Here is a 20,305-nt window from a genome sequence, read left to right as displayed (position 1 = left end):
ATCCGGCGCGGCTGATTGCCGGACCGGAAGCCGACGCCGAGGTGATTGAACTGGTGCGTACGCAGTTGGGTCTGGACCAGCCGCTGCATATTCAGTTCTGGCACTACATGACCAACGTGTTGCAAGGTGACTTCGGGACCTCGATGGTTTCTCGTCGTCCGGTTTCAGAAGAGATAGCCAGTCGTTTTATGCCGTCGCTATGGCTGACGATCGCCAGTATGGCGTGGGCGGTTTTGTTTGGTATGACGGCGGGGATCATTGCCGCCGTTTGGCGCAACCGCTGGCCTGACAGGTTGAGTATGACGCTGGCAGTAACCGGGATCTCTTTCCCGGCCTTTGCGCTTGGCATGCTGCTCATGCAGATATTCTCCGTTGAGCTTGGCTGGTTGCCCACCGTTGGCGCTGACACCTGGCTGCACTATATCCTTCCGTCAATTACGCTGGGTGCGGCGGTGGCCGCGGTGTTAGCCCGGTTTACTCGCGCATCGTTCGTCGATGTGCTCAGTGAAGACTATATGCGTACCGCGCGGGCCAAAGGGGTGAGTGAAACCTGGGTGGTATTAAAACATGGCTTGCGTAATGCGATGATCCCGGTGGTCACCATGATGGGGTTGCAGTTTGGCTTTTTGTTGGGCGGTTCTATTGTGGTTGAGAAGGTGTTCAACTGGCCTGGTCTTGGGCGATTGTTGGTCGACTCAGTTGAAATGCGCGACTACCCGGTGATCCAGGCCGAGGTGCTGTTGTTTTCTCTGGAGTTTATTCTTATCAACTTAGTGGTGGATGTGCTTTACGCCGCCATTAACCCGGCTATCAGGTACAAGTAAGGATGCGATTTTTTAACTGGCGCCGACAGGCGATTTTGAATGCAATGCCCCTTGTTAAGCCAGAGCAGATACGCACGCCGTGGCATGAGTTCTGGCGTCGTTTTCGCCGCCAGCGCATGGCGATGATTGCGGGTGTATTTGTCCTGGTCCTGATCGCGGTGGCGATTTTTGCTCGCTGGTTGACGCCATTTGATGCCGAGAACTACTTCGATTATGACCGACTGAATGATGGTCCCTCGATGCTGCACTGGTTTGGCGTTGACTCGCTTGGGCGGGATATTTTTAGCCGCGTACTGGTTGGCGCACAAATTTCTCTGGCGGCCGGGGTCTTTGCCGTCTTTATTGGCGCGGCGATTGGCACGGTACTGGGTCTGCTGGCTGGATATTACGAAGGCTGGTGGGATCGGCTGATTATGCGTATCTGTGATGTGCTGTTTGCCTTTCCAGGGATTTTGCTGGCAATAGCAGTGGTCGCCGTGCTGGGCAGCGGCATTGCGAACGTGATTATTGCGGTTGCGGTGTTTTCCATTCCGGCTTTTGCGCGACTGGTTCGTGGCAATACGTTGGTTCTCAAGCAACAAACATTTATTGAGTCAGCACGCAGCATTGGTGCCAGTGACGCGACCATCATTTTTAACCATATCCTGCCGGGGACGGTTTCATCGATCGTGGTCTTTTTTACCATGCGAATCGGCACGTCGATTATCTCTGCCGCGAGCCTGTCCTTCCTCGGTTTAGGGGCACAGCCGCCGACGCCAGAATGGGGGGCCATGCTCAATGAAGCGCGGGCTGATATGGTGATCGCGCCGCACGTGGCGATTTTCCCGGCGGTGGCGATATTCCTGACCGTGCTGGCGTTTAACCTGCTGGGGGATGGGTTGCGCGACGCGCTGGATCCGAAGATCAAAGGATAATACAAGGCCTGATAAGACGCGCTGGCGTCGTCATCAGGCGTTGCCGGATGCGGCGTAACGCCTTATCCGGCCTACGGTTGAGTTACGCTTATTAAACGCGAGTGCCCCACAGATCGTATTCATCTGCGTTTTCGACTTTCACGCGGAGGATATCGCCAGGCTTCACGTTGGTTTCGCCATTCAGGTACACCGCACCGTCGATTTCAGGGGCATCAGCCATACTTCGACCAATCGCGCCTTCTTCGTCAACTTCGTCCACGATGACCAGAATTTCGCGGCCCACTTTCTCCTGCAAACGTTCAGCAGAGATCTGCTGCTGCAGCTGCATAAAGCGGTTCCAGCGTTCTTCTTTTACCTCTTCCGGGATTTGATCTGGCAGATCGTTGGCTCCTGCACCTTCTACCGGGCTGTATTTAAAGCAGCCGACGCGGTCCAGACGCGCTTCTTTCAGGAAATCGAGCAGCATCTGGAAGTCTTCTTCGGTTTCGCCCGGGAAGCCAACAATAAACGTTGAACGCAGGGTCAGTTCAGGGCAGATTTCACGCCACTGTTTAATACGTGCCAGCTGTCGGTCCACAGAGCCTGGGCGTTTCATCAGTTTAAGAATTCGCGGGCTTGCATGCTGCAGTGGGATGTCCAGATACGGCAGGATTTTCCCTTCCGCCATCAGCGGGATCACATCATCAACGTGCGGGTACGGGTAGACGTAATGCAGACGGGTCCAAATCCCCAGTTTTGACAACTGTTCGCACAGGTCAACCATGCTGGTTTTAACGGGCTCGCCGTTATGAAAACCGGTACGATGCTTTACATCCACACCGTAAGCAGAAGTATCCTGGGAGATCACCAGAATCTCTTTCACGCCCGCATCGACCAGACGTTTGGCTTCGCTGAGAACATCGCCAATCGGACGGCTCACCAGATCGCCACGCATCGACGGAATAATGCAGAACGTACAGCGGTGGTTACAGCCTTCAGAAATCTTCAGATAGGCATAATGGCGCGGCGTTAGCTTGACGCCCTGTTCAGGAACCAGGCTCAGGAAAGGATTATGCTTTGGTTTGGGAACATAGTGGTGAACGTGCTCCAGAACCTGTTCGTAGCTGTGCGGTCCGGTAATTTCCAGTACCTTCGGGTGGACCTCACGGATCTGATCGACTTTCGCGCCCAGACAGCCAGTGACGATCACCTTGCCGTTTTCGTTCAGCGCTTCACCAATGGCTTCCAGTGACTCCTGAACTGCGCTGTCGATAAAGCCGCAGGTGTTAACGATGACCATATCCGCGTCGTCGTAGCTTGGTACGACATCATAGCCTTCGGTACGAAGTTCGGTCAGGATGCGCTCAGAATCGACAAGGTTTTTCGGGCACCCTAATGATATAAATCCAATCTTAGACATTATTTTGTACAATACATTGCTCGGGAAAACTCGGATTATACATCATGCCTAAACTTTACAGCTACATCCGTTGGTCAAGTGACCGACAAGACAAGGGAACGACAAAAGACCGCCAGTTATCGGCAGCGAGGACGTATGCTGAAGAGAAGGGGCTGGAGATGGTAGAAATCATTGAGCCAGGTGTAAGTGCGTTTCGTGGGAAAAACCGCTCTGGAAAGCTGGGAGACTTTATAGATGCTGTAAAGAGTAATGCTATACCTTCTGACTCATGGCTTTATTGCGAAAACCTTGACCGTCTATCTCGTGATCAGGTGGATGAAGCGTTAAGTCTTTTTCTTGAGATGATTAGGCTGGGACTAACAATAGTCACAGGAATGGACAAGAAGGTTTATAACAAGGCATCGATACGGCAAAATCCTACAGACTTGATGTTGTCAATCCTACTGTTTATCCGTGGGAATGAGGAATCAGAAACGAAATCTAAAAGAACTATAGGAAATGTTGTTGCTTTAGTAGAACGACATAATCAAGGCTTGCCAGTAAACATTAAATCCGTGGGTCGTCATCCGTTTTGGATAGATGATTCTGGTTCACAGTACGAAGCAGTTAAAAAGCATCCTATCTATTGGAATATTGCTAGAGAAGCTATTGATATGTTCCTAGATGGTCATGGGGTCTATAGTGTTAAACGGGCTTTAGATGAAAAATACCCAAATGGATTGAAGGGTAAAGAATGGGATTATCAGGTATTACAAAAGATGCGTAATAACCGTGCATTGATCGGTGAGCGTACAATGAAAGTAGGTGGTCAAATCTATAAATTGAAAAACTATTATCCGCTGTTATGCAAAGATGAAACGGAATATTTAGTACTGGCTGAAAAGAAAGAACAGAATAATTTTAAGTCCAAGAAAGAATCAAAAGATAAAATTAAACTTTTATCAGGGCTATCACTACTACGTTGTAGCAAATGTGGTGGTACTATGCATTCTTTTATTAATAAAAAAACACCACGTTACATATGTACGAATGGTACACATAAACAGAAAAATTGTTCTGGTTGGTCGATTATTGCCTCTTTGGTAGAACACTGCACAATGATTGCTTTACTGATGGGTTATCTAAACAACAGTTGGAAAAATGGTAGTGATACTACATTGATTGATGAAGAGATAAATGCAAAACAATCAATAATCGCTGATTTGGATTCCCAAATATCAAATTTAGCTGCTGCAATTTCAGTTGCACCAAACGTTGTTGAGCTTGCAACAAAGATTCAAGTGTTAAATACAGAACGTGAACAATTACTAATAAACGTAGTTAACTTAAAGGAAAGATCAGTATCATTAAAGAGTAAGGGATCATTTGAAATAGAAATGACCGAGTTTTTAATATTAATTCAGTATGCAGTGTTTACCGATATGGAAGATGAAGATAGAAACAAAATTAGAAAGATCATATCTTCAATAATTGAATATGTAATAGTGGATAAAACTGATTCATGTATTACCATTCGTATCAAGTGTTATGGCATTGATGAAGTATTAGTATTTGGTGGTGTGAACAGAAAACCTCATTGGGAGTTTGATATTGAACTACTAAATGATAATCAGGATAGTAATGTTGTTGTAGTTACCGATGAACTCAGAGAAAAAACTAATCAATACTTAGTGGATTTAAGGAAAGGTTATCATAACTTATATGATTCATCAGTATCTCTGTTATCTCAGGTTGGTTATCCAGAAATCAACGGATCACTATTCTGGCCTAATCGGTAATAGTAAAATACTAAGTTAGATTTCTCGTTTGAAAGTGTATTTTGGCATCGTAGGAGCGATTACTGGCAAGGGGTATTTGATAAGGCAGTGAGTAGCCTTGATTTGCAACCTACTAAAAATTGGTGGTTTACAGCCTCCAATAACTCTGTATAATTAATCCGACAAGACGAAGAATCATGAAATACCAATTGGTATAGAGTGAGGCTTTTTTTCGTCTATACAATATATATTTAACAAAATAATAACATAAGGATACACACAGCATGTCAAATCATCAGATTCACTCTAAGGTTTCCCCACTGGTAACTAACTTTACTACTACCTACCTCGTCCCACGTGGTTTTGATTCGTTCACTACTTGCGTGATTGATATTGAAGACCCGAAACAGGGTAGTACGGTGATGCTTATTGATCCTGGTTCGGATATCGGTACGTATCAGTTCTTCTACGATTGGGCTAATAGTAGTTTGGTAGTGGCGAACTACTTTGATAGTAGTATGGTGTACGGCAAGTATAAGACAGCAGAAGAGTTTACTAATGACTTTGACCTACCGATCAAGTTTGGGGAACTCGTAGAACTCTTACACTTGCTGATGACAAATGAAGCAAGTTTGTATATTGGGATTGATTCAGCATATATCGATCATACAGAACTACTAACCCGTGATGGTTGGACAGATCGCCGTATCAAGAAAGAATTTGGCATTGTACCTAAGTGTGAGTTTGATCGCGTTAGTTACTACCGCCTGAATGAAGTAATCCAAAAAGAACAATAATAGTTTTCCATTTCCATTTTGCCGACTCAATAATTTTCGGCGGGGCTACCTTTTGCCCTTTTTAAATTCACACAGGAGGATCATAATGATTAACGCACAACGCCTACACCCTGATACTTTCCAAGTACCAAGTTATGAAGAACTAGAAAAGTTAAAGCCAAATGACCAAATCAAAGTATGTATGGGTGATACTCGTATTTGGGTTATTGTAACTGAATTGAAGGGTAAACAAATTACATGTACTAGTGATTTAACTGGTTCTATGAAAGTTCGCTTTTGTAATGTATTTGACACCATAATTTACTAGTTTGTACTAAATACTCCTATAAGAATAAAAATGGGAGTTTATATGAAAGATTGGTTAGTAACCATAGCTGTACTAGTAATTGGCTTTATCATCCTCGTCACTGGATTTATCGAATACGTTCTAATAGCGTGGTTAGGATTACTCTTAATTCTAGTAGTATTAGGCGTTTTAGGCCGTATTTGGGCATGTTTCCAAAAACAAAATACTAAATAGATATGTAGCAAGTGACATTACTACAAAATATTTTTCGATTCTTGGGACGATTTATAATAATGTGATATAATCAAGGTATCAAAGATAAATATTTCCATATTCTCCAATGATATTTTAGCCCCATGTTATTCATGGGGCTATTCTCACTTGAAATTTATGAATGATCGTGCACAAAAGGAAATACATGGCAAAGGAAACAACAAGAGCTATCGGAGTACGAATTACTCCACTACAGGAAGAATATCTACAGAAGTTAGTAGTCAAAGGTAAGGTGAAGAATATGAATCAAGCAATACAATATGTACTAAACAGTTTTATTATTCTAAACAATAAGTAACGTTTGATACTATCGTAAAAAGTATTATTACCGTACTAACATGGAGCGTTAGTACATGTACAAAAGGATTTGATTATGGACAACAAACAACTAAAACAACGTTATAAAAATATAGTAGCACGTGTAAAAAATAATGAAGCATATAAACATACCACTATTGGCGATTGGGTATCTTTCGAACCATTCAAAGAGTGGATGGAACAAAACTATGTTGAAGGATGGGAAATTGACAAGGATATACTAAGCGGAACTAATAAGTGTTATTCATCTTCTACATGTTTGATGGTTCCACATGAAATAAATGCTCTATTCCGTAGTTCTTCATCTATTCACGGCTATAAGGGTGTGTACTTTGATGACAGATATAATAAGTTTTATGGTCAAATGCGTATCGACGGTAAGACCGTACAGAGAGGATCTAGTGATACCGCAGCGGGTGCACACCAATACTACCTAGAACTACGCAGGAAACGTTTGCAGGAGCTTTTACAACGATATAGTAGTATTGAAAATCAATACGCTTATAAACGTCTAGTAGAAGCATTTAAACCTTACTTATAAACAAAAAGCCCTTAGTACAGGAATATTAAGGGCAATTAATTAAAATATCACAACATATTATAGGATTATTTATCATGGCAAGACCAGAAAAACAACACGATAACCGCGAAGTTCAAAAAGAACTAAAAAAGATCAAATTCAAAGAACTATCAGTAGAAGCAAAAGATGCAATCAACCAGGCTATACAGGGATGTAAATCACTTGGACGTAATAAAGTAGATTCAGAAGAAATCTATGAAGTACTACAGAAGTGTGAGTACATCACCAAACCACTAGCCCTACATACCGTCAATATGAAGCGTGCGAGCGGCACTATAAGCAAGTTACAACTAAAAGGTAACTCTCAGGCTGAAAAGTATAAACTAGTCTCTAAACGCGTTTCAGAGGCTCTAGAGCTACTCATATTACAGGGTATCCCACTAAAGAATTCAATGAGGCGTACACTAAGCAAGGTACAATGTAAGCAACTGGATGGAAAGCAAGAGAAAGAGTTAGCGGATAAGGTAAAAGCTGGAGTACCAATTAATGATCTTATCAAATATCTATCCGGTTTACTCTAATATAATAACCACATATTCCCACATACATATGTGGTTATTATGGGGTTATTATGAATGAATGTATGTGGTTATTCACTACATGTAGTTTCTAAACCCTTGATATATGGGGATATTTTGGGGTTTTGTATGAGCAATTTGAATAATCCCCCCTATATTAATATTAACTCCCACTCTTAACTTTGAAGTATAAGTGTCTTACTTCTATTCAGTCTCTAAAGAGCCTAACATCGCTTTGCTCGTCAGTCTCTATAAAAACTAAACATAAGATCGTAACTTGCGTTTTTCTCGTGAGTACTCGAAAGAACGCCCGTTCCTACTTGCTTTCGCTCAGACAATAAAAGTACTAACAAATAATTGATTGGAAGTACCAACTACCAAGAATTACTACTCAATAGATTATTCAAAGTCTCTTGAAGTGGACACGCAGCCCCGCGAAGTGGGAACGGTCACAAAGAAACCGCCGAAAGGCACAACTAGAGGAATTACTATGAGTACATGGGAACAAATACGAAAAGCCAATAAAGCACGTGGAATGAAGCCAAACGGACTTTATAACAAACCGAAGAAATCCCCACTTAGTGATACACCGCCAGTAGGGGAGGCACTAAAGGAAGTCATACAGGACTATATACGCGACTATAAGAGTACTAAGGGGGAAAGACCTACAACCGCACACCTCAATAATAAATATTCAATAAGAGCAACATCTAATTTTTATAAAGGGTTATAAATGAAATACACAGTAATCAACAACAATAAACGAAATTTCAAAGTACAATATGAAGTGGATGGACTAGAGCAACAAGCCCAACTACAAGGCGATACTACGCACTATGGAAGGCTAATAACTGGTAACTCATGGGTACGTATTGCCCGTCACCAGAACGCCACACGTAACGCCTACGGCAAGATTTACGGGGCAGGTGAAGAGATCACACAGCACCATATGACAGAAGAAGAACTATTTCAGAACTCACTGGTAGATCCCTTATCCCACCAAAAGAAGATTGCAGGACTGCTACTGGATGCATTCTATAGTAACAACCAGGAAATGACCGTGGAACTACTGGACACTGTACTAAACCCTAAACCGAAGAAAACAAAAAAGCCCGGCAAGGTACAATAGTTTTAAAAATATTTTTATTATAGGATTCATATCCATTATGTTACCTTAGAAATTAGTGAATAATGTATTTAAATCTCGATTGCTAGCAAAAATGTAGTTTTTTGCATCCGATAAAATTTTTATTTTTTCGGATGTTAAAGGAATCATTCCATTGAAGCCATCATACATCTTTCGTCTTAAATGCTCAAATTCAGACATTTTTAGACCACTCAAGTTCCCTATTAGGTTTTTGATGCATTGAATAATTAATTCAATGACTCTTGTAGTTGCAATACATATTTTTTCAAATTCAGATGTGGGCTTATAACGAAATAATTTTATCACATTGATATCGGTTTGTAATTGTTGAGAGGTTATTTCCAATTCTGTAATAGTGTCAATAAAGTATGTTTGCATTGAATCTAAAACAGAATCTTTTAGATAATGATTATGTCCATTAATTCTAAACTGGAAGTTTGCAAGTCTAAAGTCTAGCTCATCAGCGATCATAAATATTTTAGGAAAGTGCTGTGTTATTATTTTCTTTTGTAGGGCGTAGGCATCTTCTCTATACCTATCTTTTTTCCAACGGGAATAAACATAAAAAGCAAAAGCCAAAGTAATTATGCTCGATAACGAGCTAAGCCAGTCAGTAAAACTCCCCCACTCGAATGAAGGACTATTTAAAAATAAAATTTTTATAAAGATAAGAATGCTTATAATTAATAGAAAAAGAACTGCCGTGAGCAAAGCTGTATTCCATTTTTTTATATTCATTTTTATTATCCGAATTATAACGAAGATAGAACCAGATGAGGAGTACTTTCACTTTACCATGGAGCCTCTATAATGTAAACTTTGGATGCACATCCCCTCACATTGGGTAGGTTTGTTTATTGGGGTGAGTGGGGTGTGCATCCAGACTTTATAAAACTAATTTTTTATTGTACTGTGTCACATAAATAAGCGTAAGTTAATGTATTCGAGAATAGTTTAATAAATAATTTTTATCTTATTCCCAATATCAATTTGGAAGTCAACTGCTTTATCGCTAAATAATTTACCTAATATTTTTTTCTTTGGATTCCAGCCTGGATAAGGCTCATTTAACATATCTAAAATTTGACGGGCAACAGGTATTTCTAAGCAGGTCAGAACATACGTAATAAAATTTTGTATGCTTTGATACCTTTTCAGTAACGTACTAAATTCAATACCAGTTTGTGAAGCAAGATAAGAATCGAATGCTAAATTAGTAAATTTAGCAAAAAGAGGTGTTCTGTCATCAAAATAGACAGTGTCGAAGTGATTAGAACTAGGGTTAACATTTCCATGTAGCATCTCATTTCTTATGTTCATAACTGATTGAAACTCTTTACAAGATTCGTTATTGCTATAATCAACAGGGCTATGGAAACCCTTACATTTAAGATGTAAATTCTTAACACGTTCGTTTATAGGGCTGCGGATGAACGAATCGTAATCACTTTTACTTTGATATATATTAACTTTAGCCAGAGTAAAAATCAAAAAGTTAATAAATGATTCGGCATAAATTGGTAACGTTAGGGAGATATTAATCCCCAATGTATTGGCCTTTGTGAATTTTTCTCCAACTAAAGCCATTTCTTTTCTTGTTCTTTTATTGATATTCTTAAAATTAGGGTATTTAATATTCTCAATATCTAGCTTTTCTAATTCATCCAAATTAGACTCAATAGCATTTTTGACTCTCTTAAAAGGATTTATAAAAAGATGCCAAGTTTCTATTCTACTTCTGAAAGATGAAATTTGTTTTCCGTAGTTCTTAAAATCATTTTTTAAATCGAGTATGAATTGATCTTTGGCGTATTTTTGATCTGGAAAGTCTATTGATTTATGAATTTCTAAACGATAAGTCATACACATGATTGTAATTCTATAACCTTCATAATCAAGGGTGTAATCCCAATGTATAAGATTATCTGAATCGTAGTTACGAAATAATGACTGTATACCGTTGGGCTTTCCAAATCGTGCTTGCAGATAGCAATATAAATCAACAGGTTTAATATTGTTAATATCAACCCACAAAGTGTAATCTTTGTCCTGTTTGACCAAACTGGTCTTCTGTTGAAATTCATTTATAACGATTCTCTGATCTAAATACACCAGCTTATTGATATCGATCTTGGTCTTTTTCATCACTATAAACTCGTTGAGAGGATATTTGGTATAGGTTAATACTCTTGCTATAGTATAACGATAATCATTTATTACAATCAAGTAGTGATCTTTCTAAATGGAAGTGGGATTTCTATAATAAATATGACTGACATCAACGTACTTTGACAGTTAATGAAAAGGTACTGGCAGGTTTTTGAAACAAAGCGAGTTTTCGCCCACGCATTAATTTACATATATATGAAAAATAAATGCATACCCGCACCGCACTTAACAAAGTACTACCCCAATTTCATTATTAGTGCAATTACAGTTGTGATTGGCGGGGCAGGGGCAAATCTTGAATACAGCATAAGATCCTTTTAGTATTTCAGTAACATATGTATCCATTTTATCAATCTCTGTAGGTTTACAATTTAAATGGAAACCAACAAAAAAAGAATTGCGGATTTTATATTCACAGTCAATGATGGATTGTATTTTTAACTTATCGTGTTCTAAACCTCTCTTCAGTGCTGCGATGCTCTTAGTACATTTAAATTCAATAAATATAAAACCATCGTTAAGTGATTTGTTTTGACAAAGAATAATGTCTACTTTTGAAAGCCTATTCTGTGGGAATAAAAATGGGTCGAGATAAGCAGTCACTTCCCGCTTTACTTGAAATCTTTTGGCTGCAATAAATTGTTCAAATTCTATTTGAAGCCATTTTTCCCAATCATTAATTCTATTATCAACAATGTAATGTAATCTTTTTCTTATGTCTTTATTTTTAAGGAAACTATTTAATAAATTAATAACAAGCTCAAAATCCATTTTACGGTCGTGCATTATTAACTCTCAATAAATAAAGGATGATAAATGAAAACATCACTTAGAACTTTAGCAAAACAATATGGATATGATGAATCAACTGTGCGTTCTTGGGTATTAAAAGGAATGCCAATGGATACGGATTATAACACAAGAAAGTGGATTGTGGAGAATATTTTAAAACCACTCCGTAATACTAACATCAAAGAACAGATTGAACAGGAACGATTACAAAAGCTAACTACCGAAAGACAATTAGCAGAATTGGAATTACAGGAAAAGTTAGAGCATGTTTTGAATACAGAATACGTGGAACAAGTACTAACCGCATATCTATATCAAATAAAAACTACTATTCGAAGTATCCCCAATAAGATTTATCTAGAACTATTTGCAATGACTGACGCGAAAGATTTACGCGACCGATTAAAGGAAGTAATAGACACGCATCTTTATCAATTGGGTGAAATGGAATTTGAATTACCAGAGGATGAAGAAATATTAGATGAACAAGAACAAGAAGAAACTAACGACATTACTACAGAAAGTACTACCGACGATCAAACCCCCGAAGATACAGAAAACAAGTGATTGGATTAAATCCGGTGGTGTGATGAAGCTGGTGGATGGGCCTAATATGGGGTTAGATTTTGTCCCATTTCCCTTTCAGTGCTTGCCTATGGATATTGCACAGGAAAGAAGCACTAAGAAGATCGTAATTCAGGCATGTAGTCAACTTTTGAAGACACAGGTCATGACGGCAATAGCCATGAACAAAATGGCAAATGATCCGGTAAACTTTGCATTTGCCTCAAGTAGTGCCGATGAAATCAAAAAGTTTAGACTTGGTAAATTCATGCCAGTAGTTGAAAGTAGTCCTGTACTTTCTTCACTTGTCACTGATAAATCAGATAAGAACGCCGCTAATAACGCCAAACAGACACAACTACAAAACGGTACTTTTATCTACTGGTTAAACCTTAACACACCCGGAAACCTTAGAGGCATCACATGTAGTACCGTTCTACTTGATGAAGTATCAAATGTGGAAATAGGTGAAGAAGGAAACCCAATTAAACTAGCTGAAGCCCGTACTTCTACCTTTGGTGATGATGCTTTAGTAGTAGTTGCAAGTACTCCCCTATACAAAAACGATTTAATCAATTCTGAATTCAATCTAAGTGATAAACGCTATTGGTTCGTTACACATGATTGTGGTCATGAATATAAATTTGAATGGGAACAAGTTAAATTCCAATTTAAACAATTAGAGAATGGTAGAGCAATTCCAGATTCAACAACTGCCAAGTTAATGTGTCCTCATTGTAATAAAGAAATTGATGAACATACACGCCACCAGATGGTGAATAATGGTAGATGGATTGCCACTAATCCTAATGGTGAAAAGGGTGTGGTAGGTTTTCAATGTAGCCGTATGATTAGCCCCCTTAATACTATTGAAGAAATGGTAAGTAAGTACGCCGATGCCTTGTACTCATTTAATCTTCAAACTTTCATGAATAATGAAATGGGTGAAGTTTATGAAAACGAATATGAAAAAGAACTTGATATTCTTCAGTTAGAACAGACACGTGATGATTCATTTAACTTACATAACATTCCCGAAGCATTAGGAATTTGCATTGCCGTCGATCAACAACTTGATAGGTGCGAGGCTACAGTAATTGCCTTTGATGAAAAGAATGTATGGGTACTTGGTCATGAATTTTTCTATTCACATGACTGTACTAAGATTGAAGCACCTGCATGGAATGAACTAGATAAATTCTGTAGACAGGATTTTAAAACCCCATCAGGTCGCACCATTCCAACGCTGGCGGTGTTTGTTGACTCATCGAATGGTAACGCCACGGAAACGGTTAAACGCTTCACAGGATGTTGGGCGAAGTATCATCCAATCAAGGGTAGTAGTTCTACCATATCACCATTATTCAAAAAGTCTACTGAAGCTGGTTATAAACTACAGATCCTAAATGTTCATGAAGGCAAGTTAACAATACGTAAGCTACTAAACCATATGTTAAGTGATGAACCAGATTTAGCACCAACTCAATTACATTTTAGTGCTTCACTACCCCATGATTACTTTGATCAATTAACCGCCGAGGAACTAAAACCACGTGGTGGTAAATTACAATGGCGACTTAAACAAGGTCAAAAAAGAAACGAATCATTGGACTGTTTATGTTATGCCTTAATTGCACGTGAGTATGCAGTAAGTAAATTAGGCACACATCAGCCATATAGAAAACTTAGAGAATTTAGGGCATCAACTAAAGAGCAAATACAAGTACAGCAAATAATAAATAAAGAAGAAACCAAACCAGAACCAGAATCTAAATCACAGATTAAAGTACAACCCAAAAGGACGGTACGTAGAACTGGCGGTACAGGATGGTTCGGCAAATAAGGAAATAAAATGGCAAATATTTTACCAGAGAAAATCTATATGACTTCTAACCCATATGATTTTCATGTAATGATGCCGCCACATTCTACCCTTGTAGTTAATTATCTAAATAGCGGTAATAGTACATCAATCGATAATTCTAGTACCACATCGGAAGCAACACTAATCACATTTAAAATTGATGGTCCGAGTGATAAGGTATTTTGTATTCTATTTGATAACGCAAAGGGTACTAGTACTAATTTTGTATCAGAACTAATTGATCCAAGTAAGTACACTACAGAATACTCAAAACTTCTATTAATGATTTTTGAAATTGATGAAGTGATCGAGGCGAGACTACAGGGCGGTGGCGTATATTCAACAACAATTAATAATAAGACACTAATTAGTGAGACACTTACTAACCTAGAAAATATGCGTATTCGTTATATTAAACGTGCAAATGCTCTATGGGCTAGTATGAACGATCAGCCCGTAAATGGTAATGGTAGACCATTTAAATCTGTAACCGTTTTTCGTGATCCTAATTATCCAAATAGATGGGGTACACGATAATGTTTTGGAGAAAAGCTAAACCAGAACCAGTAAAAGCAAAACCACAACCAAGCCAAAAACGTTTAATAGATAAACCATCAGCAAACCTAAAACGTGATTTACAGGCGGTACGTGGTATGAGTACACCCGTAATTTCATTTGGCTTTACGTCTGGTACAGGTTCACAAAATATCAATAACTTGATCCGTTGGTTCCTTAGTGATTGGCGTAATTCATCGCGTGAAGCAATTCTAAAGAATCCATTGGGCAGTAAATACATGAATCTGTCAGTGGATGGGGTCGTAGGTGCTGAAGGTGTTTATATAAAACCTTCCCCAACTGTAGAATCAATGGATGAAGATGAACTACAGGAACTAAGCAATAAACTAGAAAAACGTTTTGATCGTTGGGCATATGAAGCGGATCGTTTTAGTCTTGATGGACAATTAACCTTTGATATTTTCCAACAAACTGTAGAGAAAGTACGTGTACAGGATGGTGAATGTTTTATACGTATTCATAACGTTAACGGTACTATTAAACTTGAAATTATCGATGCAGCACGATTAACACAACTTAATAACCAGTGGTTAGACAACGGAAATTACATTTCAAACGGTGTGGAATATGACCAAAATCATAAGCCAGTAAATTACTATTTCTGTATCTATAACCCAATTACATATACGTATGATGCAACGGCATTTGAAATTATTCCGGCTAGTGAGATTTGTCATTATTTCATTCCTCAACAAATGGGACAGGAACGCGGAATTCCAGACATGATTAGTACAAGCAAGACTATGGAAGATCTAAAGAATTTCACTGAAGCGGCATTAATTGCTAAACGTGTCTCAGCGTCAACCACTGCATATATTACGAATAATAATAATGATACAGACCAAGTAGAGTTAGTAGCTGGTGAAGAGAATTCAACGGCAACATATACGGAATATCTTGAAGCGGGTGCAGTGTATGAACTTGGTAAAAACCAAGATATTAAGACTGTAAACCCACAAGCGGGTGTAGATCGTATAGGTGAATTTACAAGTGAACTAATGGATCAAATTTCAATGGGCTTGAATGTTACTAAGCAATCCCTAATGGGATCTACTGCCGATGCTTCATTTAGTGCTGCAAAGTTGGCAGAACGCCTACAAGCCACAACCTTTAGAACCCGTACTAATGTACTAATCAGTAAAGTACTAAAACCAATCTATCTAGCCTGGATGAAGAATGAAATGCTAAATAACAATAGTCTTAATCTATCTTTTTCTGATTTCGATGATCTTATTTGTGCTCGTTATATTCCAGTAAAACCAATTTCCCTAGATCCTACAAAGGATATTCAGGCTGAAATTATGCTACTAGATGCAGGACTAAAATCTAAAACTCAGATTATTAGTGAAATGGGTGGAGATCCACGCGTGACCTTAGAGGAAATAGAAAAAGAAAAACAAACAAATAAGGAAGAAGATTCAAATGGATTTGAAGAAACTCAAACAAAAGAGGGAACTGACTATTCCAGTAAGGGCAATTGATGTAGATGCCCGTACTATTGAAGTAGCTTTTTGTTCAGAACAACCAGTAAGCCGCATGATCGATGACGAATTATATTATGAAATTCTCATGTGTGGTGAAGAAAACGTAGACCTACGCAGACTTAATAATAAAGGTGCTGTACTTTTCAATCATGACCGAGACAAATTACTTGGGGCAGTAGTTGAAGCCCGTATGGATTCGGATCGCGTAGGACGTGCAACACTAAAGATTAGTAATGTAGGTCTTGGTAATACCATGTGGGGAATGATTCAGGAAGGAATTCTATCTCATATTAGTATTGGCTATAACATCTATGATTACCGCATGGACGGTAACAATATTATCGTTACTAACTTTGAAATTTATGAAATCTCCCTAGTAACTGTACCCGCAGATGAAACAGTAGGTATTGGTCGTGCATTTGGTTGTGATGATCAAATGCGTGATGTACTAGAGGAAGAATTAGAAGAAGCCCATGAAGATGAATCACTAAATAGTAATGAGAATACTATTGAAGAGGAAAGACTCATGGAAGAACAAGAGGGCATGGAAGAAACCCGCCTAGATAATGAATCATACGACATTAAAGAAACTCTAATTGTTGATAATGATGAAAATGGTGGTGTAGCTAACATTGAACTAAGTGATGGTGAATTAGAAGAACTAGTTTCTAAACGTCCAGATCTTTTAAAGAAACTACAAGCTGGTATCGAACCCGATCAACTAAATAGTACAGATCCAGTAGAAGATAAACGCGAAGATATGGAAGATAACGCCGAAAAAGAGCGTAAGCGTGAATTAACTTCAATTGGTCAGGTACTTAATGTGGATGTATCAGATGCAATCGCTAAAGGAATTAGCGTATCTGAATTCAAACGTTCACTAAATACAAATAATAATAAATCTCCTAACGTTAAGGATAACAAAATGGAAAAATCTGTAATTAATGGTCTAATTCGTTCAGCCGCTGAAGGTAAACCATTTGAAGGGCAACGTGTAGACGTTCCAGTAAATCAACTAGTACGTGCAACTTCTACCGCTCCAGCTACTGGCGGTGCATTGGTTAAAGAAGTATATGTAGATTCTTATATTGATGTACTACGTGCAAACTCTATTTTCGCACAACTACCAATTCAAACTTATTCCGGTCTAGAGGGTGAAGGTAATCTAGTACTACCTAAACTATCCAGCGACTTTACAGCAATGTTTGATTTCATCGCTGAAGGGGCAAATTCTCCAGAAGTAGATGCAAACTTTGAAAAAATCGTACTTGCACCAAAAACTTTTTCCGGTTCCGTTCCACTAACCCGTACTCTAATTAAGAGTGCAGATACCGCAGAGCGTTTTGTACAAGATGCTATGGTACGTGGTGCAGGTCTAAAACTAGAAAAGAAAATCCTAGATCAAATCGTTGCATCAGCACCAAGTGACACACTAACCGCAGCACCTTCACAAGAAGATGTACAAAATGCACTAGGTAAACTAGCAGCAGCTAATGTACGTGTAGATTCTGTAGTTGCAATTGTACACCCAACTACCGCAGCTATTCTACGTAGTACTCTAGGTACTCTAGTTGGTGCGAATACCGCAGCAAAATATATGATTGAAGGTTTCCGCTTTGAAGCATGGCTATGTGATTCTGTACGTGTTATCGAATCTACTCAAGTTGCAGCAGGTCAAGTAATCTTTGGGGACTTTAGTAATGTTGTACTCGCATCTTGGGGTGGTCTAACTATTGACCGTGATGATACTTCCCTACGTGCAAGTCAAGGTATTGTACTACGTACCTTTGCATATATTGATCATGCCGTAGCACATGATGAAGCATTTTACGTAATGAAACTAGCGTAATACTTTTATGAGGGCATTTAGTGATAAACAAACAGATGTATTTCTAGATGCCTTTGGTGAAACTATCTCAATTAACGGGGCGTCATTTACTGGAATAGTAGATGTACGCCCCGTTGTCATTGATAGCGGCACAGAAGGACTAATAGAAAGTACAGAGACATTTATTTCAATGAAGTCAGTGGAAGTAACTACACATGGAATTGAAATAGATTCAATCATAAAAGTAAGAAATATCAATTATACAGTTTATAACATCTATGATGATTTGAGTGGAGTTACTGAAGTATATGTACGCCCAACTGTAATTAATAACTTTGGGGGTTAACATGGCCTTACTCAGTGACGTAAAGAAAACAATAAAAAACAGTTTAGAGAACATTCAACCAATCCGTAAAGCAATGAAAATTCAAGCGGGTAAGGAAATGTTTATCTTGGTATCGGTAAATCAAAGTTATGGTTTAACTAATTACGGTACTAATCGCCAAACGGGAACATTCAACTTTGAATTTCTACTAGTACCGGAAGCAGATAGCCCACCTCCAACAGATACATTTTCTGTAATTATGGAGTACTTCCAAAATACTACATTAAAGGAATTCAAAACTAATAATGTAACACTAATTTCATATGCATTTGACAGTAGCGAGTTAGTAACAGATCCTACAACTGGTTATGTTTCCCTTTCGTTCTCCATAAATATTGTAGCAACGCAGAAACAATAAGGATGAACGATGGCTAACATTTATACGGGTAATGGATTAAAGATTTTCTATAATGAAGATACGGCAAACCGACTACCACAGAACGCAGGTAATGAACAAATTAGCGAAATTGCCGCTATGCCAACATTACATATTGCAGCGGCAATGGCACAGGTTGAAACATATGATAGTGAGTATGTAGAACAATTAGCAGGTGAACAGAATGTAGATCCAGTTGAAATTACTGTTAACTATATTCCCGGCGACTACACTCATACATTTTTAGATGAAGCGACCGAAACACAAAAGGAATTTCAATTAATTCTTATTCGTCGCCATAGTGAAGGGACATTAGACTATTCACTCATGAATGGGCGAATTTCCGCATCCGCATTAAGCGGTGATAAAGATTCAGTAGTACAGAAAACATATACATTCACCCCTACAGAAATGATTGTACGTGACGCTACCGCACTTGCAAGTGTAGAACTATATGAAGGTTCATATGGTGTTGGTAGTAATGGTGTGGACGTACCCCAATATGAACCATTAACCCCAACGGGAAATAGTTTTATCAAGGTCCCAGCAGATCAGGCAGGTAATCCCGTTAGTGTAGATATGATGGGGGTAGGACTAGTTGATGCTAATACATTTAGTTCTATTGCCATGACTAAAAGCGGATCACTCGCTATCTATGCAAAAAACCAAACAACGGCATGGACTCGAATCCTAACAAGTAATTTGGGTGATTCAAAATATGTAGCATTAACAGGTGATCAATCAATTGACGGTACTAAGACTTTCATTAAAGGGATCTATGTAGACTCGCTAACCTCAAGTAATGGTATTAGTGGTAAATCACTTACAGTAACTGAAAGTATTACGGGTGAAAGTATTACCGTTGATAACTCAACTCTAGGTACAGCACAGGCCGATAATCTAAAATTGGGTCAACCGTTGAGTGTGGCAAATGGTGGTACAGGTAGTAAGAACGCTACAGGTGCACGTTCAGCATTGGGAGTAAAAGCCGCAGGTACTTTTGATATTGTACCAATTGCAAATGGCGGTACTAATGCGAGTACGGCACTACAAGCCCGTATTAATCTTGGTCTAATTTCAAAAACTGAAAGTGATACACTTTATCTAAAAACGGCAAGCAATCTAAGTGATTTGTCCGATGTTGAAGAAGCACGTACTAATCTTGATGTACTAAGTACAATTGAGAATGATGCAAAGTATCTACAGGCAGTTAATAACTTAAATGATATAGATGATACAGCAATTGCCCGTACTAATCTAGGTGTTCAAAGTACAAGTGAAATTGATGCAAAATATGTTCCTAGAACAACAACAATCAACGATCATGAATTAACTGGTAATATCACGTTATCCAGTTTTGATACCGGTTCATTGGCAATTATTAATAATTTGAGTGATGTTTCTGATCCAGCAATTGCCCGTACTAATTTAGGTGTACAAAGTACTAGTGAAAG

The 20,305-nt window shown here is 38.8% G+C and carries 20 protein-coding genes and 1 pseudogene; 17 read left to right on the top strand and 4 right to left on the bottom strand.

Annotated elements, in window-relative coordinates; all coding sequences use genetic code 11:
* Together gsiC and gsiD are read left to right on the top strand one after the other, a co-directional pair.
* Positions 1–824: glutathione ABC transporter permease GsiC (gsiC, locus tag FDX03_RS00105; protein ID WP_249356952.1), on the top strand; the 824-nt coding region annotated here is incomplete at its 5' end.
* Between the two features lie 2 nt (positions 825–826).
* Positions 827–1,738, top strand: a complete 912-nt coding sequence (gene gsiD, locus FDX03_RS00100; protein ID WP_048212174.1) for a glutathione ABC transporter permease GsiD — start codon at positions 827–829, stop codon at positions 1,736–1,738.
* A gap of 91 nt (positions 1,739–1,829) precedes the next feature.
* Here the strand turns inward: gsiD and rimO are convergent, their stop codons facing one another.
* The gene (rimO, locus tag FDX03_RS00095; RefSeq protein WP_137345316.1) at positions 1,830–3,137 is read right to left on the bottom strand and encodes a 30S ribosomal protein S12 methylthiotransferase RimO; all 1,308 of its coding nucleotides are present in this window, start codon (positions 3,135–3,137) and stop codon (positions 1,830–1,832) included.
* Between the two features lie 44 nt (positions 3,138–3,181).
* Between rimO and FDX03_RS00090 the strand changes: the two genes are divergently transcribed.
* The 7 genes from FDX03_RS00090 (at position 3,182) to FDX03_RS00060 (ending at position 8,795) form a co-directional block, all read left to right on the top strand.
* A complete protein-coding gene (locus tag FDX03_RS00090) occupies positions 3,182–4,915 on the top strand; it encodes a recombinase family protein (RefSeq protein ID WP_137345315.1) in 1,734 nt (577 codons plus the stop codon).
* Between the two features lie 263 nt (positions 4,916–5,178).
* The gene (locus FDX03_RS00085; RefSeq protein ID WP_137345314.1) at positions 5,179–5,691 is read left to right on the top strand and encodes a hypothetical protein; all 513 of its coding nucleotides are present in this window, start codon (positions 5,179–5,181) and stop codon (positions 5,689–5,691) included.
* 85 nt (positions 5,692–5,776) lie between these two features.
* Positions 5,777–5,998, top strand: coding sequence for a hypothetical protein (locus tag FDX03_RS00080; protein ID WP_003845464.1), 222 nt, complete (start codon positions 5,777–5,779; stop codon positions 5,996–5,998).
* A 625-nt stretch (positions 5,999–6,623) separates the two neighbouring features.
* Positions 6,624–7,109 (top strand): hypothetical protein, encoded by a 486-nt coding sequence (locus FDX03_RS00075; protein ID WP_137345313.1) that lies wholly within the window; start codon positions 6,624–6,626, stop codon positions 7,107–7,109.
* 74 nt (positions 7,110–7,183) lie between these two features.
* Positions 7,184–7,669 (top strand): hypothetical protein, encoded by a 486-nt coding sequence (locus tag FDX03_RS00070; protein ID WP_137345312.1) that lies wholly within the window; start codon positions 7,184–7,186, stop codon positions 7,667–7,669.
* A gap of 487 nt (positions 7,670–8,156) precedes the next feature.
* Complete coding sequence (locus FDX03_RS00065; protein ID WP_003845471.1) at positions 8,157–8,399, top strand: hypothetical protein; 243 nt, start codon at positions 8,157–8,159, stop codon at positions 8,397–8,399.
* Positions 8,400–8,795, top strand: a complete 396-nt coding sequence (locus tag FDX03_RS00060; protein ID WP_089669765.1) for a hypothetical protein — start codon at positions 8,400–8,402, stop codon at positions 8,793–8,795.
* Between the two features lie 45 nt (positions 8,796–8,840).
* Here FDX03_RS00060 and FDX03_RS00055 read toward each other — a convergent pair whose 3' ends face one another.
* From FDX03_RS00055 to FDX03_RS00045, 3 genes are all read right to left on the bottom strand, one after another.
* On the bottom strand, positions 8,841–9,551 hold the full coding sequence (locus FDX03_RS00055; protein WP_137345311.1) for a hypothetical protein: 711 nt from the start codon (positions 9,549–9,551) through the stop codon (positions 8,841–8,843).
* Positions 9,552–9,767: 216 nt separating this feature from the next.
* Positions 9,768–10,961 (bottom strand): hypothetical protein, encoded by a 1,194-nt coding sequence (locus FDX03_RS00050; RefSeq protein WP_137345310.1) that lies wholly within the window; start codon positions 10,959–10,961, stop codon positions 9,768–9,770.
* Between the two features lie 246 nt (positions 10,962–11,207).
* The gene (locus FDX03_RS00045; protein ID WP_089669757.1) at positions 11,208–11,768 is read right to left on the bottom strand and encodes a hypothetical protein; all 561 of its coding nucleotides are present in this window, start codon (positions 11,766–11,768) and stop codon (positions 11,208–11,210) included.
* Positions 11,769–11,798: 30 nt separating this feature from the next.
* On the opposite strand from FDX03_RS00045, the gene FDX03_RS00040 reads away from it, so the two are divergent.
* From FDX03_RS00040 to FDX03_RS00005, 8 genes and pseudogenes are all read left to right on the top strand, one after another.
* Positions 11,799–12,341, top strand: a complete 543-nt coding sequence (locus tag FDX03_RS00040; protein ID WP_137345309.1) for a hypothetical protein — start codon at positions 11,799–11,801, stop codon at positions 12,339–12,341.
* Entirely contained in the window at positions 12,256–14,181 is a 1,926-nt protein-coding gene (locus tag FDX03_RS00035) for a terminase gpA endonuclease subunit (RefSeq protein ID WP_137345308.1), read from the top strand. Before FDX03_RS00040 ends, FDX03_RS00035 begins: the two co-directional genes overlap by 86 nt.
* A 9-nt stretch (positions 14,182–14,190) precedes the next feature.
* A complete protein-coding gene (locus tag FDX03_RS00030; RefSeq protein ID WP_137345307.1) occupies positions 14,191–14,739 on the top strand; it encodes a hypothetical protein in 549 nt (182 codons plus the stop codon).
* On the top strand, positions 14,739–16,259 hold the full coding sequence (locus FDX03_RS00025; protein ID WP_137345306.1) for a phage portal protein: 1,521 nt from the start codon (positions 14,739–14,741) through the stop codon (positions 16,257–16,259). The genes FDX03_RS00030 and FDX03_RS00025 overlap by 1 nt, the downstream gene beginning before the upstream one ends.
* On the top strand, positions 16,201–18,111 hold the full coding sequence (locus FDX03_RS00020; protein WP_137345305.1) for a phage major capsid protein: 1,911 nt from the start codon (positions 16,201–16,203) through the stop codon (positions 18,109–18,111). The genes FDX03_RS00025 and FDX03_RS00020 overlap by 59 nt, the downstream gene beginning before the upstream one ends.
* A 7-nt stretch (positions 18,112–18,118) precedes the next feature.
* On the top strand, positions 18,119–18,436 hold the full coding sequence (locus FDX03_RS00015) for a hypothetical protein (protein WP_137345304.1): 318 nt from the start codon (positions 18,119–18,121) through the stop codon (positions 18,434–18,436).
* A gap of 1 nt (position 18,437) precedes the next feature.
* Positions 18,438–18,833, top strand: a complete 396-nt coding sequence (locus tag FDX03_RS00010; RefSeq protein ID WP_137345303.1) for a hypothetical protein — start codon at positions 18,438–18,440, stop codon at positions 18,831–18,833.
* Positions 18,834–18,842: 9 nt separating this feature from the next.
* Positions 18,843–20,305, top strand: a pseudogene (locus FDX03_RS00005) (tail fiber domain-containing protein); the annotation flags it as partial.

The organism is Citrobacter sp. wls827, assembly GCF_005280875.1.
In the GTDB taxonomy this organism is placed as follows: Bacteria; Pseudomonadota; Gammaproteobacteria; order Enterobacterales; family Enterobacteriaceae; genus Citrobacter; species Citrobacter youngae.
The sequence above is the reverse complement of the archived record's forward strand: the minus strand, read 5'-3'. Positions and strand labels throughout refer to the sequence as shown.